The 14,874-nt window shown below is 51.6% G+C and carries 16 protein-coding genes; 7 read left to right on the top strand and 9 right to left on the bottom strand.

The window, feature by feature from the left end:
• Positions 1-132: 132 nt before the first annotated feature.
• The 5 genes from MKO97_RS13370 to MKO97_RS13350 all read right to left on the bottom strand — a co-directional run bounded on the left by MKO97_RS13370 (position 133) and on the right by MKO97_RS13350 (position 3,947).
• A complete protein-coding gene (locus MKO97_RS13370) occupies positions 133-645 on the bottom strand; it encodes a DUF6265 family protein (protein WP_241103713.1) in 513 nt (170 codons plus the stop codon).
• 4 nt (positions 646-649) lie between these two features.
• Positions 650-1,096, bottom strand: a complete 447-nt coding sequence (locus MKO97_RS13365; protein ID WP_241103712.1) for a hypothetical protein — start codon at positions 1,094-1,096, stop codon at positions 650-652.
• Positions 1,097-1,120: 24 nt separating this feature from the next.
• Positions 1,121-1,498, bottom strand: coding sequence for a glyoxalase/bleomycin resistance/extradiol dioxygenase family protein (locus MKO97_RS13360; RefSeq protein ID WP_241103711.1), 378 nt, complete (start codon positions 1,496-1,498; stop codon positions 1,121-1,123).
• Positions 1,499-1,568: 70 nt separating this feature from the next.
• Positions 1,569-2,777, bottom strand: coding sequence for a hypothetical protein (locus MKO97_RS13355; protein WP_241103710.1), 1,209 nt, complete (start codon positions 2,775-2,777; stop codon positions 1,569-1,571).
• A gap of 3 nt (positions 2,778-2,780) precedes the next feature.
• A complete protein-coding gene (locus MKO97_RS13350) occupies positions 2,781-3,947 on the bottom strand; it encodes a hypothetical protein (RefSeq protein WP_241103709.1) in 1,167 nt (388 codons plus the stop codon).
• A 118-nt stretch (positions 3,948-4,065) separates the two neighbouring features.
• On the opposite strand from MKO97_RS13350, the gene MKO97_RS13345 reads away from it, so the two are divergent.
• From MKO97_RS13345 to MKO97_RS13320, 6 genes are all read left to right on the top strand, one after another.
• On the top strand, positions 4,066-6,216 hold the full coding sequence (locus MKO97_RS13345) for a TonB-dependent receptor (RefSeq protein ID WP_241103708.1): 2,151 nt from the start codon (positions 4,066-4,068) through the stop codon (positions 6,214-6,216).
• A 119-nt stretch (positions 6,217-6,335) separates the two neighbouring features.
• Positions 6,336-6,965 (top strand): M48 family metallopeptidase, encoded by a 630-nt coding sequence (locus MKO97_RS13340; protein WP_241103707.1) that lies wholly within the window; start codon positions 6,336-6,338, stop codon positions 6,963-6,965.
• A gap of 27 nt (positions 6,966-6,992) precedes the next feature.
• On the top strand, positions 6,993-8,330 hold the full coding sequence (locus MKO97_RS13335; RefSeq protein ID WP_241103706.1) for a histidine kinase: 1,338 nt from the start codon (positions 6,993-6,995) through the stop codon (positions 8,328-8,330).
• 25 nt (positions 8,331-8,355) lie between these two features.
• Positions 8,356-8,661 carry a 2TM domain-containing protein gene (locus MKO97_RS13330; RefSeq protein WP_241103705.1) on the top strand — a complete coding sequence of 102 codons (306 nt, stop codon included), beginning with the start codon at positions 8,356-8,358 and terminating at the stop codon, positions 8,659-8,661.
• On the top strand, positions 8,661-8,984 hold the full coding sequence (locus MKO97_RS13325; protein ID WP_241103704.1) for a 2TM domain-containing protein: 324 nt from the start codon (positions 8,661-8,663) through the stop codon (positions 8,982-8,984). The genes MKO97_RS13330 and MKO97_RS13325 overlap by 1 nt, the downstream gene beginning before the upstream one ends.
• 22 nt (positions 8,985-9,006) lie before the next feature.
• Positions 9,007-9,762: a LytTR family DNA-binding domain-containing protein gene (locus tag MKO97_RS13320; RefSeq protein ID WP_241103703.1), complete on the top strand. Its 756-nt coding sequence runs from the start codon at positions 9,007-9,009 to the stop codon at positions 9,760-9,762.
• Here the strand turns inward: MKO97_RS13320 and MKO97_RS13315 are convergent.
• The 3 genes from MKO97_RS13315 to MKO97_RS13305 are packed head-to-tail and all read right to left on the bottom strand — an operon-like array spanning position 9,759 to position 12,768.
• Positions 9,759-10,766 (bottom strand): heme A synthase, encoded by a 1,008-nt coding sequence (locus tag MKO97_RS13315; protein WP_241103702.1) that lies wholly within the window; start codon positions 10,764-10,766, stop codon positions 9,759-9,761. The genes MKO97_RS13320 and MKO97_RS13315 overlap by 4 nt on opposite strands.
• Before the next feature lie 4 nt (positions 10,767-10,770).
• Positions 10,771-12,195 carry a CCA tRNA nucleotidyltransferase gene (locus MKO97_RS13310; protein ID WP_241103701.1) on the bottom strand — a complete coding sequence of 475 codons (1,425 nt, stop codon included), beginning with the start codon at positions 12,193-12,195 and terminating at the stop codon, positions 10,771-10,773.
• A 3-nt stretch (positions 12,196-12,198) separates the two neighbouring features.
• Positions 12,199-12,768 carry an L-threonylcarbamoyladenylate synthase gene (locus MKO97_RS13305; RefSeq protein ID WP_241103700.1) on the bottom strand — a complete coding sequence of 190 codons (570 nt, stop codon included), beginning with the start codon at positions 12,766-12,768 and terminating at the stop codon, positions 12,199-12,201.
• 119 nt (positions 12,769-12,887) lie between these two features.
• Between MKO97_RS13305 and MKO97_RS13300 the strand changes: the two genes are divergently transcribed.
• Positions 12,888-14,009 (top strand): glycosyltransferase family 4 protein, encoded by a 1,122-nt coding sequence (locus MKO97_RS13300; RefSeq protein ID WP_241103699.1) that lies wholly within the window; start codon positions 12,888-12,890, stop codon positions 14,007-14,009.
• A 2-nt stretch (positions 14,010-14,011) separates the two neighbouring features.
• Here the strand turns inward: MKO97_RS13300 and MKO97_RS13295 are convergent, their stop codons facing one another.
• Complete coding sequence (locus MKO97_RS13295) at positions 14,012-14,869, bottom strand: glycosyltransferase (protein WP_241103698.1); 858 nt, start codon at positions 14,867-14,869, stop codon at positions 14,012-14,014.
• Positions 14,870-14,874 lie beyond the last annotated feature (5 nt).

Here is a 14,874-nt window from a genome sequence, read left to right as displayed (position 1 = left end):
GGGAAGCGGCACAACGAAGGCCAGACGGTTGTGACGGCCGGGAGGGCGCGGCGACCAACGGAAGCCGCGAAAGCCCGTTGCCGGAACACCGGGCGGCCGAGGCGTAAGCGGACAGCCGGAAAGCTGCCCCCCTTATTTTACTTTCTTCAAACGAAATACCTCCGCCGCGGTTTTGCCGTTTTTGTGACCGGATATAGTAGCCACCAGGCTGTCGCCCGGACGGCGCTCATAGACGATTCTGGTCGGATAGTCGTGTTGCGGATTCTCGAACACCATTTGTGTCTCGGTGCCCGACGTGCGGCGGAAAGCAACCGGCTTTTCGTTGTTTTGTCCGGGAACCGAAACAATGTAGTCAAGGTATCCATCGCGTGTCAGCACCAGGTCGACGCTTTCGGCAAAGAGCGTATCGTTTCCGGCGACGAAGTAGGACGCGCCCTTGAAGAGTGAGTCGCTTTCTTTTTGCCAGATTTCAGACAACACACCGTCTTTCGATTGGTTTTCCCAACGGCCTTCCATCCAGGAGGCCGCATTCAGGAGCGAAGTGGCTTTGCGGGAGGGCTTTTCGGCGGGTGGTACTGACGCCTCTTTCTTGCCGCAGGCGGAAAACAGTACCGTCAGGGCGACAATGGGTAAAAGGAATCTCATGAACCTACTCCTTTTTATTTTTATAGTTGTCGATGTCGCGTTCGATGTCGTCGACGCTTTTCTCGATGCGGCTGCGGAACGATTTCCATTTGGCCTCACCCTCGGCTTTGTAACTGTCAAGCTGTTCGGATAGGCGCTCGTTACGGGCCTCGAGGGTATCGATTTTCGTTTGCAGTTTCTTGCGGCTCTCGGCGTTTTCGCTGGCGAGCTTGACCTTGAACTCGGCGATGCGGCGCTCGTTGTCGGCGATGATTTTCTTGGTTCCGGCTTTCAATTTGGCGTAATCAGAGGTATCGGTCGCCTGCGTAGCGTCGTATTCCGATTGCGCTTCGGCCTGTTCTTGTTGGGCTTCTTTCAAGTCGTCTTGGGCTTCTTCCGCCTGCTCGTTGGGCGATTTGCAGCCGAAAGCCAGTGCGATGAGGGTCGAGTAGAGGTACAGGTTCTTTTTCATGTGGAGGGATTTTGGTGTGGGATATCAGGAGGAAGCGCCTTCGACGATCCACCATTGGTTGCCATAAGGGTCTTCGAAGCCGGCGGTGTAGCCGTATTCCTGGGTCATGGGTGCCATCAGGGAAATGCCGCCGTGTTGGAGGCCTTTATTGTATATCGTGTCGACATTTTCAACATAGAGAAACATCCCGGCCGGCTTTGCGGTAAATTTCTCATTGGCTTGTGAAAACATAATGACCGCATCGTGCAGGCGAATTTCACCGTGCCGGATGGTGCCGTCGCCGAGACGCGAGAGGTATTGCTCTTTGGCTCCGAATACTTCTACTGCCATCGTGAAAAACGTCTGTGCGTCGTTTACGATGAGGTAGGGCATGACCGGAAGATAATGTGACGGAATCTTCATGGCGATTTTTGTTTTCTAAGATACAGCGTCACGCTGAGAGACGGAAGCGGGTTATCAATACTTTAACGACTCAGAAGATACGGTATCCGAGCAGTAACCTAAAGCCGCTATAATCGATATTCCAATCTTCCCAAAGCCGTGAAATCTTGTTTGGTGTTTCGTAACGCGCTTCAAACGACCATTTTCGTATCGTACAACCGGCGCCCAAACCAAATGAGATCGTTTTGCCGACAGCAATGGCGGAACGGTTGAGATCCGGTACGGAACCCGGTGCGTCAACGGCGAGGGACGATCGGAAAGGGATATTGAAATTGAGTTGCCCGCCAATAAAAACGGCATCGGTTTGCGTGAAAAAGAAATGGTGCCGCATGCCGAGAGGAAGCTGGAGCCTGTTGAGATGGCTGTTCACCCTTACCGTTTTTGCCTGATGGGTATAGTCGTTGTCCTGATTGATCCGCTCGAAATTGGGCGATACGAATAGTGACCATTTATTACGCCCTAATGGGAGCGTGTATTGGGCATCAAATGCGACGACCGGTACCACGGCGGCGGCTGAAAATGAAAAGGTTTTATTGTAGTCTGAGCCTTTCAACTGGGCAAACGACACGCCCGCTTTGAGCCGTAGTTGCCAATTCGTCTTCCCGGCACTACGCCGGTCAACTGTCGCTGTGGCTGTTACCGCTTGCGGTTGGAGGGATAAGAAAAAAGCAGAAAGACTTTTTTCGGTGTAATTCAGTTTTTCAATGGTCTTTTTATCTGATGCCGGGCTTCCGGCGAGTAGAAAAAGTTGTTGCCGGAAGAAATTGTTCGCACCGATGGAATTATCCTCTTTCAGGTATTCCTTATATACCAGTTGCACAGGGGTCTCGCCCTTTTTGGCATAGAAAAAGCGCTGTGTGCTTGACGTCGTATAGGAATAAAGCGTCGTTTCGCCTTCTATTACTACCTTTAGAAAGACGGTTTGTTTTTCCCATTTCGGTTGCTTTTCGGTGCTAAGCGTCTGTGCACTCGAGCCGGATACGTCGATATCGACCGTATAGCGTTCGAATTTTGTTACCCCGACTGAAAAAGCGCGGAGTTCTTCCATTCCGATGGTTTTGCTTTCGTCTGTCTCTGTCAGTTTGTAGTCCATTTTCTTCGGACTGTAGAACCAGCCGATATCACGAACCAGACAATCGGTGCGCTTGCCGTTGTTGTCGATAAAGTAACCGGGTTCATAGCGTACTTGGGCGTACAGGCTTGCCGTGACGCACGTAAGTAGTAGTAATAGTAATCTCATATTTTAGAAGAGTTTATACGTAACGACCATCGTAACGCTTTTGTATTTTACGGTATCGCTATTGTAGTCCACCAGCTCACGCTGGCCGTTGTAGCGTACATAGAGGCCGAGTACGCTCCATTGGTAACCGGCCGACACAAAGGCATTGACGCTTGATTCCATCTGTAGATCGCCATAGGTATCCTCGAATTCGCCGTGTCGCAGGAATGCGGCTGTTATACCGAAGTCCAGCGACAGTCGTGAGCGTTTAGACAGATACATGTAATAGCGGGCACCAAATGGAACCTCGACTGCGTCATAGTGCATGCGCGTATCGTTTTCTTCCAACACGCTTACAGGTACGGGTTTATAACTCGTAGTGCCAACACCTGCGAAAGCGGCCCATTTTTGGCGGTTGAACCCGAAGATATATTCGGCTTCCAGTGCAAAGTAGGCATTCGTATGTGGCTCGAATTGGGCACTTCCGAAAGTAGAATGGTAGTCGACATGTGCCAGACTTATACCCGCTCCAATTCGTAAATTGAAATCGCCTTTCTCTGTTTTGGTCATTTTTTTTGCCGATATGCCATTGAGTACGACAAAGGCTTTGGTCAGGTCTCGTGTATCATAAGATATTTCGTCGACGTTTAGATCGGTGTCGGTCCCTACCGTTTTCTGTAGTTGTCGCAGTTGTTCGCGGAAATGATTGTTGACGCCTGTTTTTTCCTCGATGACGTATTTTTTGTAGACGAGCGCCACGATGGGACCCTCCGCTGCCGTTGCGTAGAAGAACCGTTGTACGTTGCCTTTTCGCCATCCATATAAACGCGCTTTATCGCCGTCGACCAATACTTTCAGTAACACTTCGGCGTCTTGCCATTCCGGATCACGTTTCTTGGAATAGTACCCTACATTGGGCGAAGACATGTCAAGGGTTACTTTTGCCTTTACATACGAGACGATCGAGTCGATATGGAATTCCTTTATCTCTCTCAGCGTAAGTGATCGAACATCGCCATTTTCCCCTATTTTGTAGGTGAGATCCTCCGGATTGCTGACCCATCCTTCATTGCGGATAAGACAGGTAAACGTCTTGCCGGAGGCGTCGGTGATGGCACCCGGATCGAAGGTGACCTGCGCTTGAAGAGTACCCACGAACAGCGTGAGCCATAAGAAGAACCGTGATTGCATGTGTTGGTTTGGTTTCGGGCAGCAATTTACAATTCATCCCCAAAAAAAGACAATTCGGAAAACGTTATTTTTGGAAGCGTGGCCAAAACACCAACTTTGCGTCATCAAACCAACTCACATGAAGTGTCTACTACCTCTTTTCTTTTTCGTTTCTCTTTTCTCCTACGGGCAACGCACGGTATCCGGCACGGTTACCGACCCGAAAGGCCGTCCGTTGGAAGGGGCGAATGTGTTCCTCGACGGAACGTATGACGGCACCTCGACCGCCGCAGACGGTACGTTTTCGTTTGCAACAGCAGAAACCGGAACCCGACTGCTCCGCGTGACGTTCCTGACCTTTGAACCGTTCAGCCTGGAAGTTGACGTGGCGGCCGCTACGAATCTATCCATTCGCCTGAAAGAAAGCGTGAATGCTCTGGATGCCGTTGTGATTACCGCGGGCACCATGGAAGCCGGTGAAAAAGCGCGCGTATCGGTGTTGAAGCCGCTTGACATCGTCACAACAGCGGGTTCAGCCGGAAATATTATCGCCGCCTTGCAAACGCTCCCCGGCACGCAAACCGTCGGCGAGAGCGGTCGGTTGTTCGTGCGTGGTGGGGAAGCCGATGAAACCCAAACGTTTGTCGATGGCGTTCGTGTGCCGCAACCGTATGGTGCATCTGCCAACAACATCCCGACCCGTGGGCGTTTCTCGCCGTTTTTGTTCAGTGGGATTTCCTTTTCTACAGGCGGCTATTCTGCCGAATACGGAGAAGCCTTGTCAAGTGTCTTATTGCTGAACACGATTGATGAACCCGACCAGGAGAAAACGGATGTGTCGCTGATGACGGTTGGCCTGGGTGTCGGCAACACCCAAAAATGGAAGAAAGATTCGTTTAGTCTTAATACGGCCTACATCAACCTGGCGCCGTATCAGGTGGCGATACCGCAGGCTGTCGACTGGAACCGCCCGTATGAGAGTTTGTCGGGAGAAGCGGTGTACCGGCACCACTTCAACGACGGCGTACTCAAGGTCTACGGAGCGTTCGATGCCGCCCGGTTTGACCTGAATCAGGTCGACATCAACCAACCCGAAAAAGTGCGCTTTGACTTGGCCAACAATAACTTTTACTTCAATTCGGTCTACAAAGGCATTATGTGGGACAACTGGTCGATACACGCCGGAGTCGGATTTGGCTACAGCCGAAACGGAATCGGTATCAACCTGGATGACGTGTCGAACGTAGAAACGGCCGGACAGGTGAAACTGAAACTCCAGAAGAAGTTCTCCGATCGCGTGAAGCTGACGGTCGGCGGTGACTACTTCCGTACGAAGTTCGACGAGTCGTATTTGGGGAATTCCGGTGGTACCTTCCAGTCGGGCTACGACAGCGGCATCGCAGCGGGTTATGTGGAAATGGATGTCTTCCTGTCGAAAAAATTCGCATTCAAGGCGGGTGTTCGTGCCACAGACAACCACTACATCAACCAGACGGATCTGTCACCGAGGGCGTCGTTGGCGTATAAAGTCTCGCGTTTCGGACAGTTTGCGCTGGCGTATGGACGGTTCTCACAAGCACCCCGTCAGGACTACCTGAAATACGAGGACGCATTTGAAACGGAGAAGTCGGGACACTATATCCTGAATTTCCAGTATGCCCGCGACGGGCGTACCTTTCGGGCCGAGACCTACTATAAAAACTATCGTGACCTTGTGTCGTATGATACCGAAACGTCACAGTCGAACTCGGTTTTCCGCAACGACGGGTTTGGCTATGCAAAAGGCCTCGATATCTTCTGGCGCGACAGCAAGCTGATCAAGAACCTCGAGTACTGGGTGTCGTATTCGTTTCTGGATACCCAGCGGGAGTACCAGAATTATCCGACCGAGACCATGCCGGGTTTTGCGACCAAGCACAATTTCTCGCTGGTAACGAAGTTTTTTGTGAGCGAATGGCGGTCGCAGATCGGGATTACCCATAGTTACACGTCGGGTAGGCCGTACACCAATCCTAATGAATCGGGTTTTCTGTCAGACCGCACCCGGCCGTATCACAACACCAGCCTCGGTTGGGCGTATTTGTTGAGCCAGCAGAAGATACTCTACTTCTCGATTTCGAACCTCTTCAATGTGGCAAATGTGTTCGGGTATCAGTACGCCAACACGGCCGATGGTTCCGGACGTTTCCCACGCCGGGCCATTGAACCCACGGCCGATCGCTTCTTTTTCGTGGGCTTCTTTTGGTCGATCAGCGAAGACAAGAAAAGCAATCAGTTGAATAATTTATAAATGCGCATCGGTTACGACGGTTGGTCATCCAAAAACGACGTTTCGTCCCACTTTATTAGTAGCCATTGCACAGACACCGTACTTTTGAACCATACTTACAACCTTTAAATCAAACGATTATGACACGTACCATCATTACCTTTACCCTGTTCCTCTGCACCCTGCTCGCATCGGCACAGGACCGTTACCAGGACGGCATGAAAAAAGCCTTTGCCCTTTGGGACGAAGGAAAAGACAAAGAGGCATCAGATCTTTTCGAGCGCATCGCCTCTGCCGAAAAGAGCAACTGGATTCCTACGTATTATGTCGGCTTGGTCAACGCCACCTCGGCTTTCAAAACCAAAGACAAAGAAGTAATCACCGCCTTGCTGACCAAAGCCCAGGACGCACTAGACCAGGCATTTCTGGTTTCGCCCGACAACGCCGAACTCAACGTCTTGCAGGCACTGATTTACACCGCCTGGATTGTCTACGACCCCATGACCAATGGCATGAAATACTCGGGCATGGCGATGCAGGAATATGAAAAAGGAGAGAAGCTCGCGCCCAATAACCCGCGCGTCGTATTTGGTAAGGCCGAGTTTGAAATCGGTGGCGCCAAGTACTTCGGGAAAGACATCACCCCCATGTGCCAGCAGATTGACCGCGCGATCGAACTGTTTGCGACATTCAAATCGGATGTGCCGTTTTACCCGCAGTGGGGACTCGACCGCGCCAAGGAAGCACAGGCGCAGTGTGCCAAAAAATAAATCTGTTTCATCCGATAGCGCTCTGATATGAAAGCCACTTTACACTCCAACAGAAGACAATTCGTAAAAGCCGTATGGTTGTCGATGGCGCTGTTCGTGATCCTCACACTGGTCGATTATGGGTTTAACGGGGCCCTTCCGTCGGTGGCCGATTTAGGAAAAAGCCTGACCTACACCTTTGTGTATACGGTGGTAATCTATATGGCCAATGCGTTTCTTTTCAGGGCCGTGGCGCGAACCGGCGACGGTTTCTCCGCCCGCTCGATCATCAGTGGTGTGGCAGCTTCTATGGTGATGTCGATGGGTATCGTGTTCGTCATCCGCTCTATCGATGCCGTGGCGGTCAAACGGATGTCATTCGACGACTTTCTGGCAAAAGAGCACATAACGAACTACTTTTTCTTTTTCATCATTACGCTGGTCATTACGCTGTCGGTCTATGCCATTACCCTTTACAAAGCCTATCAGGAACACCGGGTAAAAGAACAGAAGATCATCGCCGGAACGGCTTCCGCCCAGTTCGAAAGCCTGAAGAACCAGATCGATCCCCATTTTTTATTCAACAGCCTCAATGTATTGAGTTCGCTGATCGAGGAAAACCAGGAAATGGCGCAGCGCTTCACTACGTCATTGGCAAAGGTCTATCGTTACGTACTCGACCAGCGCAACAAAGAGCTGGTGCCGGTAGAAGAGGAATTGTCGTTTGCCCGCACCTACATGGAATTACTGCATATGCGGTTCGAAGACAGCATTACGTTCGAATTGCCAACGGAGATTGAAAATCCGGATGGAAAAGTTGTGCCTTTGTCACTTCAGTTGCTGTTGGAGAACGCTGTCAAACACAACGTCGTATCAGAGAAACGCCCGCTGCACATCCGGATTTCCATCGAAGCCAATGAACTGGTCGTCGAGAACAGCCTGCAAAAGAAAGAGGTGCTGTCGGAACGGAAAGGCGTCGGCCTTCGCAACATCGTTGAGCGGTATGCCATCCTGACCGACCGACAGATGACCATCCAGGAAACGGAGACGCTTTTTAGTGTACGCCTTCCGATCCTGTCGAAACTCACCTTCCTTTCCCTCGACGATGCCTTTGAAACCGATACGGCGTATTACCGGGCGAAACGACGGGTGGAAGACCTCAAAGGCTTCTACGCCAACCTGATTGCCTACTGCTGTATCGTTCCGCTGTTGATTTACATCAATCTCAGCTATGGGCCCGACTTTTACTGGTTCTGGTTTCCGGTGTGCGGATGGGGTATGGGGCTCGTCCTCCATACGTTTTCCATCTTCGGCTACGGCGCGCGGTGGGAAGAGCGGCAGATTCGAAAATTGCTTTCAAAAGAACAAACACGTACCTGGAAATAATACATAACCAAACATATTAGAACCAATGGAAACCTATCAAAACGAAGACGAACAGAAATACCGCCGCGCCAAGAAACGCGTGGAAGAAATCCGCGGTTTTTACGGAAACCTCACGGCTTACATCGCCTTTAACATCTTTTTCCTTGTCATCAACCTTATGACGTCGCCCGACCAGCTTTGGTTTTTCTGGCCGATGCTGGGTTGGGGAATCGGGGTCTTTTTTCACGGCATGAAAGTATTCAATTATTCGCCCTTTGGAAAAGACTGGGAAGAACGGAAAGTCCGGGAATTCATGGAACAGGAAGAACGTCGCCGTAAAACATTTGAATGATGAGAAGACGATTTCAAAGCACGTTTCCGGAAGATCGCTATAGCATCGCGGAACGAAAGGTCAAACGCATCAAGAGTTTCTACGGGCACCTGGTGGTCTATATCATCATCAATTGCGTCCTGATCGGCATCAATATGTACTACACGCCGGAAGACCAGAGTATCTTCCGCATCTGGAATTTCTCGACTGCCATTTTTTGGGGTGTAGGCCTCGCCGGTCATGCCTTCAGCGTATTCGGACTGAACCTCATTTTCGGATCGAATTGGGAGGAGAAGCAGATACGGAAATATATGGAGAAGGAAAAACGCGAAAAGTGGGAATAGCCCGCCATACCTTACGATCCCTATGAAAATCCTTATCATTGAAGACGAAAAGCCGGCGGCGCGACTGCTGCAACGGAAGATCGAAAAACTCGGTTATCCGGTATCAGATATGCTGCATTCCGTCGCCGAAGCGATTGATTGGTTTCGCGAACAGCCGCATCCCGACCTGATTTTTCTCGATATACAGTTATCGGACGGATTGTCGTTCGAGATCTTTGAAACGGTGGAGATCAAAAGCGCGGTTATCTTCACCACCGCCTACGACGAGTATGCCCTGCGGGCCTTTCGGCTGAACAGCATCGATTACCTGCTCAAGCCCATCGACGAAGACGACCTGCAGAAAGCCATCGACAAGTTCATAGAACGGCAAAACAGCCGTACGCCGGCTTCACTCGACCTACAGGCCATCCGGAAATTACTCGACGGGGGAACGCAGAAAGAATACCGCAAGCGCTTTACGATCCGGGTTGGGCAACAGTTGAAAATGATCGGAATCGAGGAGGTGGAATGCTTCTACAGCGAAAACAAAGGCACGTACCTGCACACCTTCGATAACCGCGATTACTTACTCGACCAAACCCTCGAGCAGTTGGAAGGCGAACTCGACCCGACCGATTTCTTCCGCGTCAGCCGGAAATTCATCCTGCCACTGAAAGCTATCCGCGAGATCCTGCTCTATTCGAATTCGCGCCTCAAAGTGATACTCCCATCCTACAAAGCCGATGAGGTCATCGTAGCCCGGGAGCGCGTATCGGAATTTAAAACCTGGATCGGTTAAGTAGTAGAAACTGCTTTTGGTTTTTTCCCTGATTCGAGCAACAGGAAAAACTGCAAACCAAACAACAGGGCCGCCGCGACGACGTGGAAGGTCTGGCTACTGAACGGGAAATCGAAGTAATACATCGCAATCCCGGTGACAATTTCCAACAGGATAAGCGCCACGATCCAACGCACTTTCGAATGTCCGAGTTGCAGCAGGCGGTTGCGATACAACAACAGGCCGTTTACCAGCAACACAAGTATCGAAAACGACCGGTGGATGTAGAACAAGAGTCCGGAATCGGCCAGGAAGTCTTCCGTTCCCTGTGCATCCACCGCCTGTCGCACCTGCGTACCCATTGCAATCTGGAGGATCGACAGTACCAACCCAATCCAAAGGGCGGTACGGAAACTGCGGTCGTAGCGGAAACGGCTGGTCGCGGCGTCTTTTGCCAGGTGGATGACATATAAAATAACGGCCACAATCAAAAGAGCCACCAGCATGTGAATCGTGATCTTCGCGGGGTTCAGGACGGAATAGACGACCCGTGCGCCCAGCCACGCCTGGAAAAACATCAGGCCAACGGTCAGCCACGACAGCAGTATGATGCGTCGTTTTTGGGTCTTGAAGGAAAACACCGCCATCAATAAGACGGCGAGCCCCGCCAAAGCCCCTACCAGGCGGTTCAGGTATTCGGTCCAGGTGTGGGCCGCATTGAATATCGCGTAATCGTGTTTGGTATACGGACGCCAGTTTGCAGCATCGAAGGTGTCACCTGTTGTGAAATCGCCTTCCGCCACGAGCAGTTTTTCGTCGTGTATGATCACCTGTCCGTCTTCAAAAGCGCGATGCGGTGCCCATGTCAACTCTTTGATGTCGGTAGGCGGAATATAATAACCAAAGCATTTTGGCCAGTCAGGGCAACCCATTCCAGAGCCGGTCATGCGCACCAGTGCCCCGGCCACAATCACCAGATAAACTAAAATAAGGGAGGTGCGGGCGAAAAAAGTAAAGCGTTTCATGGGGTTAACGTTTTAGTCCGATGGCGGCCGCTTTCCGGAGCATGAAATCAAAGGCTGCGCCATGCTCGTTCGGGATATCTCCTTCGAGGATGGCCTCTTTGATGGCTTCTTTCAGGATGCCGACCTCGCGTGACGGCGGGATGCTGAAATAAGCCATGATTTCTTCTCCGGTCACCGGCGGCTGGAAGTTGCGCACGTGGTCGCGTTCTTCCACTTCGGTGATTTTACGGCGTACAATCTTAAAATTGCTATGGTATTTCCGGAATTTAGCCGGGTTTTTGGTCGTAATATCCGCCTCACAAAGCACCATGAGGTCTTCGACGTCTTCTCCGGCGTCAAACACCAGGCGACGAACGGCGGAGTCGGTCACGATATCCTGTGACAGCACAATCGGTCGTGAACTCAGTGACACCATTTTCGCCACATATTTCATCTTGTGGTTCAGCGGCATGTGCAGGCGTTCGAATATCTTTCGCACCATTTTGCTTCCCACGAATTCATGTCCGTGGAACGTCCAACCCTGCCGCTTCGAAAACCGCCGTGTCGGGGCCTTGCCAATATCGTGCAGCAGGGCGGCCCAGCGCAGCCAAAGGTCGTCTGTGTGGGCAGCAATGTTATCCACTACCTCAAGCGTATGGTAGAAATTGTTTTTATGGGTATGTCCCTCGATCTCCTCGACGTTGTTCAGCGCGGTGAGTTCGGGCAGGATGCGGTCGAGCAACCCTGTTTGGTGCAACAACAGGAAGCCTTGTGAAGGACGTTTCGTCACCAGGATTTTATGCAACTCCTCTACGATGCGTTCGCCCGAGATGATTGAAATACGTTCGTTGTTGCGTTGGATGGACGCCAGGGAATCCGCATCAATCGTAAAATCGAGTTGGGAGGCAAAACGAATCGCGCGCAACATCCGTAACGGGTCGTCTGAATAGGTGATATCGGGGTCGAGCGGCGTCCGGATGCACTTCGCTTCCAAATCGGAAAGTCCGCCGAACGGATCGAGCAATTCCCCGAAATTGGAGGCATTCAGTGACAAGGCGAGTGCGTTGATGGTGAAGTCGCGCCGGTTTTGGTCGTCTTCCAGCGTGCCGTCTTCCACCAGCGGGTTCCGGCTGTCGGCACGATATGATTCCTTTCGGGCGCCTACAAACTCGATGTCGGTGTCGTGGTACCGCAACATCGCCGTACCGTAATTCCGGAACACCTGTACTTTCGGTTTGTGGGGCAACAGCGACGCCACCTTTTCCGCAAGCGAAATGCCACTTCCCACAGCTACGATGTCGATGTCTTTCTTGGTTTCGCGCTCCAAAAGTAAATCGCGAACGAAGCCTCCTATAACGTAAGCGTCGAGATCAAGTTCACGGGCGGCTTTCGAAACCAGTGTAAATAAAGGTGTGTCGAGTGCCGGAAGGAAATAAGTGCCTGTTTTCATGCGTCATTTCCGGATGATCTTCACCTGCGCATCTTTGGTTAGTTTGATGATAGAGGAGGGACGTCCGGAGATTGTATCGTGGTGCAAATTTACGACATAGTCAACGCCCGCGATAATTTCCGGACTGATTTCTTTGAAGCTTTTCGGAGTGGCTTGCCCGGATAGGTTGGCGGAAGTGGAAACCAACGGTTTTTTCATCCGTTCCATCAGTTTGTAGCAAAAAGGCGACTTCACCACCCGGATGCCCAGACTGTTGTCGGCCCCAATGATATTGGGCGCCACGTTGCGGGGTTCGTCAAGAATGAGCGTGGTAGGTCGTTCGGCATAATCCATAATCTGCCAGGCGACCTCGGGTATTTCCCGAAAAATCTGGTGCAGCATGCGATCGCCGTTGACCAGGCAGATCAGGCTGTGCGCCTCGGCCCGCTGCTTCAGGGCATATACCTTCGCCACCGCCTCGGGTTGGGTGGCATCGCAGCCGATTCCCCACACCGTATCAGTGGGATAGAGAATGAGGCCACCGTTTTGGATCACCTCAAAGGCGTTGTGCACTTCCTGGGAAATAAGCTCCACGTTCTTTTTCTTGCGAAAGTATGAAAAACGCCTTGTATTCCTGCCGAAATAGGGCGGTTCCAACGAAAACATCGCATTTCGTCGAGGTAATTTTGTACCTTTGCAGTGCAAAGAATGCTATGAGATTACTACAGTTTACGGCCGCGGACGGATGGCGCGGACACGAACAAAAAATCATTTACCTCTATGAGGCGTTTCGCGATTTCGGCTACGTGGAAGATCAATGGATCGTCTGCCGTAACGACTCGGCCGTCTTGCGGGTGTCGCGCGAAAAAGGATTGCAGGCACTCGGGTATGATTTCAAATCCGAATACGACCTGAAGTTCGCGAAGGTGTTGGCCCAGAAGTGCCGCGAGTTACGCGCCGACATCGTCTTCATACACAGCAGCAAGGCGCATACCATCGCCGTGCTGGCCAAGATGTTCTTTGGTCTTGACATCCCGCTGGTGCTGTGCCGTACGATGATTGAACGGGTTGATACCAATTTTTTCCGCAAGTGGAAATACAATTATAAAGGTATCGATAAGATCATCTGTGTCTCACAGCCGGTGGTCGACATCCTGAAGTTTGCCGTACGCGACCACTCACGCCTTCGCATCGTCGGAAGCGTTACGGATGTGGCGCGTTTCCCCAAAACCCAACCCGACGGCCTGCTGCGACGCGAATTCGGCATCCCCGATGATCACGCGATCGTAGGCAATATCTCGGCCTTCCAGCCGATGAAAGACATACCGACCTGGGTCAGGACGGCAGCCGAATTGCTGAAACGGGGGCGCAAGATGACCTTTGTATTGGTGGGTGAGGGCGGACTCGAAAAACAGATCCGTGAAATGGTAATCGAACTTGGCATCGAAAAACACGTTGTTTTCACCGGATTCCGTCGCGATATTCCCGATGTCTTACCGGAATTTGACCTACTTCTCTTCACGTCTGACAATGAACCGACAGGTGGTGTAATCCTGGAGAGTTATGCCTGTCATGTGCCAGTCGTAGCCACGCGGGCCGGTGGCATACCCACCATAGTGGAACATGAAGTGACGGGGTTGTTGGCCCAAGTGGCCGATCCCGTCGATTTTGCCGACAACGTAGAGCGCATGCTGGACGACGCTGAATTGCGCAACCGCTGCGTTGAAAACGGCTACCGCTTCCTGATGGCGACCTCTACGAAAGAGGTCATATCCAAGCAGATGATTGATGAATTGCAGGAGGTTTTGGACCGTTATCCTAGTCGCAAAAGCTAAACCTATTTCTTGACCCGGTAGAGTCCGAGTGATTTTTTGAACAGTTTGTTCAGCATCACCCATTTGACATACAGGCGGTTGCGGAAACTGAGGAAGCGCCATTTCGAGACCGGTAACAGTGTATGCTGAATGCGTGTATCGATGGCCTCTGAGACGATGAATTGTTGCCGTAAGTCGTTCCAATCCACATTTCCATATCCGTCGAATTCATTCACCTTGTTCTTTTCGTGGATGATTGACATCCACAGCCTACGGTGAGTCAGGGGACGCACGCGCGACTCTTTCTTCCAATGGTTGTGGTCGTTTGCCCATACCGTACGTGGCTGCTCGTTTTTCTCGATAAGGCTGATAAAGGGATTGAAAACGTGTTCTTTTTTGCCAAGCATCATAACCGGCTCGACCTGCAGTGAATAGCCTTTGTGGACGTCGATGGCGAGATAGTCCTGGCGGTCGAATTGCTGCTGCACTTCTGCGATGAAGTCGCGGTGGATGCAATCGTCATTATCGAGCCGGGACGTGATGAGGTAGGGCTTTTCCGAGCGTCCGACGAGTTGCGCGATGCTGTCGTAGAACGCCGCCATTCCGGCTATATAGTGGATTTCGATGAACGGATGCGGGGCTGTCATCTCGGCCATCTGCTGTCGGAAAGCGGGTGCCGTGGTGTCGTCGAAGAACAGTAGCCAGCGAAAATCTTTGTTGGATTGTGCCGCCACGGAAGGCAGGCAAAAATTGGCGAATAGGGCCAGGCGCTCCGTCATCCACTGGTCGGTTAACAGGGTTTCGCGATTTTTCGTCAATTCCCATTTCGGATTGCGAAGGTTGAACCGCGTAATCAGGAAATGATCGAATTGCGCTGCCATGGCTG

The sequence above is a fragment of the Flavobacterium sp. HJ-32-4 genome (assembly GCF_022532105.1).
Classification (GTDB): domain Bacteria; phylum Bacteroidota; class Bacteroidia; order Flavobacteriales; family Flavobacteriaceae; genus Flavobacterium.
The sequence above is the reverse complement of the archived record's forward strand: the minus strand, read 5'-3'. Positions and strand labels throughout refer to the sequence as shown.

Bases quoted from the DNA above. Each gene is read 5' to 3' on its own strand.
- MKO97_RS13370 (WP_241103713.1), bottom strand. From the start codon at position 645: ATGAGATTCCTTTTACCCATTGTCGCCCTGACGGTACTGTTTTCCGCC.
- MKO97_RS13365 (WP_241103712.1), bottom strand. From the start codon at position 1,096: ATGAAAAAGAACCTGTACCTCTACTCGACCCTCATCGCACTGGCTTTC.
- MKO97_RS13360 (WP_241103711.1), bottom strand. From the start codon at position 1,498: ATGAAGATTCCGTCACATTATCTTCCGGTCATGCCCTACCTCATCGTA.
- MKO97_RS13355 (WP_241103710.1), bottom strand. From the start codon at position 2,777: ATGAGATTACTATTACTACTACTTACGTGCGTCACGGCAAGCCTGTAC.
- MKO97_RS13350 (WP_241103709.1), bottom strand. From the start codon at position 3,947: ATGCAATCACGGTTCTTCTTATGGCTCACGCTGTTCGTGGGTACTCTT.
- MKO97_RS13345 (WP_241103708.1), top strand. From the start codon at position 4,066: ATGAAGTGTCTACTACCTCTTTTCTTTTTCGTTTCTCTTTTCTCCTAC.
- MKO97_RS13340 (WP_241103707.1), top strand. From the start codon at position 6,336: ATGACACGTACCATCATTACCTTTACCCTGTTCCTCTGCACCCTGCTC.
- MKO97_RS13335 (WP_241103706.1), top strand. From the start codon at position 6,993: ATGAAAGCCACTTTACACTCCAACAGAAGACAATTCGTAAAAGCCGTA.
- MKO97_RS13330 (WP_241103705.1), top strand. From the start codon at position 8,356: ATGGAAACCTATCAAAACGAAGACGAACAGAAATACCGCCGCGCCAAG.
- MKO97_RS13325 (WP_241103704.1), top strand. From the start codon at position 8,661: ATGAGAAGACGATTTCAAAGCACGTTTCCGGAAGATCGCTATAGCATC.
- MKO97_RS13320 (WP_241103703.1), top strand. From the start codon at position 9,007: ATGAAAATCCTTATCATTGAAGACGAAAAGCCGGCGGCGCGACTGCTG.
- MKO97_RS13315 (WP_241103702.1), bottom strand. From the start codon at position 10,766: ATGAAACGCTTTACTTTTTTCGCCCGCACCTCCCTTATTTTAGTTTAT.
- MKO97_RS13310 (WP_241103701.1), bottom strand. From the start codon at position 12,195: ATGAAAACAGGCACTTATTTCCTTCCGGCACTCGACACACCTTTATTT.
- MKO97_RS13300 (WP_241103699.1), top strand. From the start codon at position 12,888: ATGAGATTACTACAGTTTACGGCCGCGGACGGATGGCGCGGACACGAA.
- MKO97_RS13295 (WP_241103698.1), bottom strand. From the start codon at position 14,869: ATGGCAGCGCAATTCGATCATTTCCTGATTACGCGGTTCAACCTTCGC.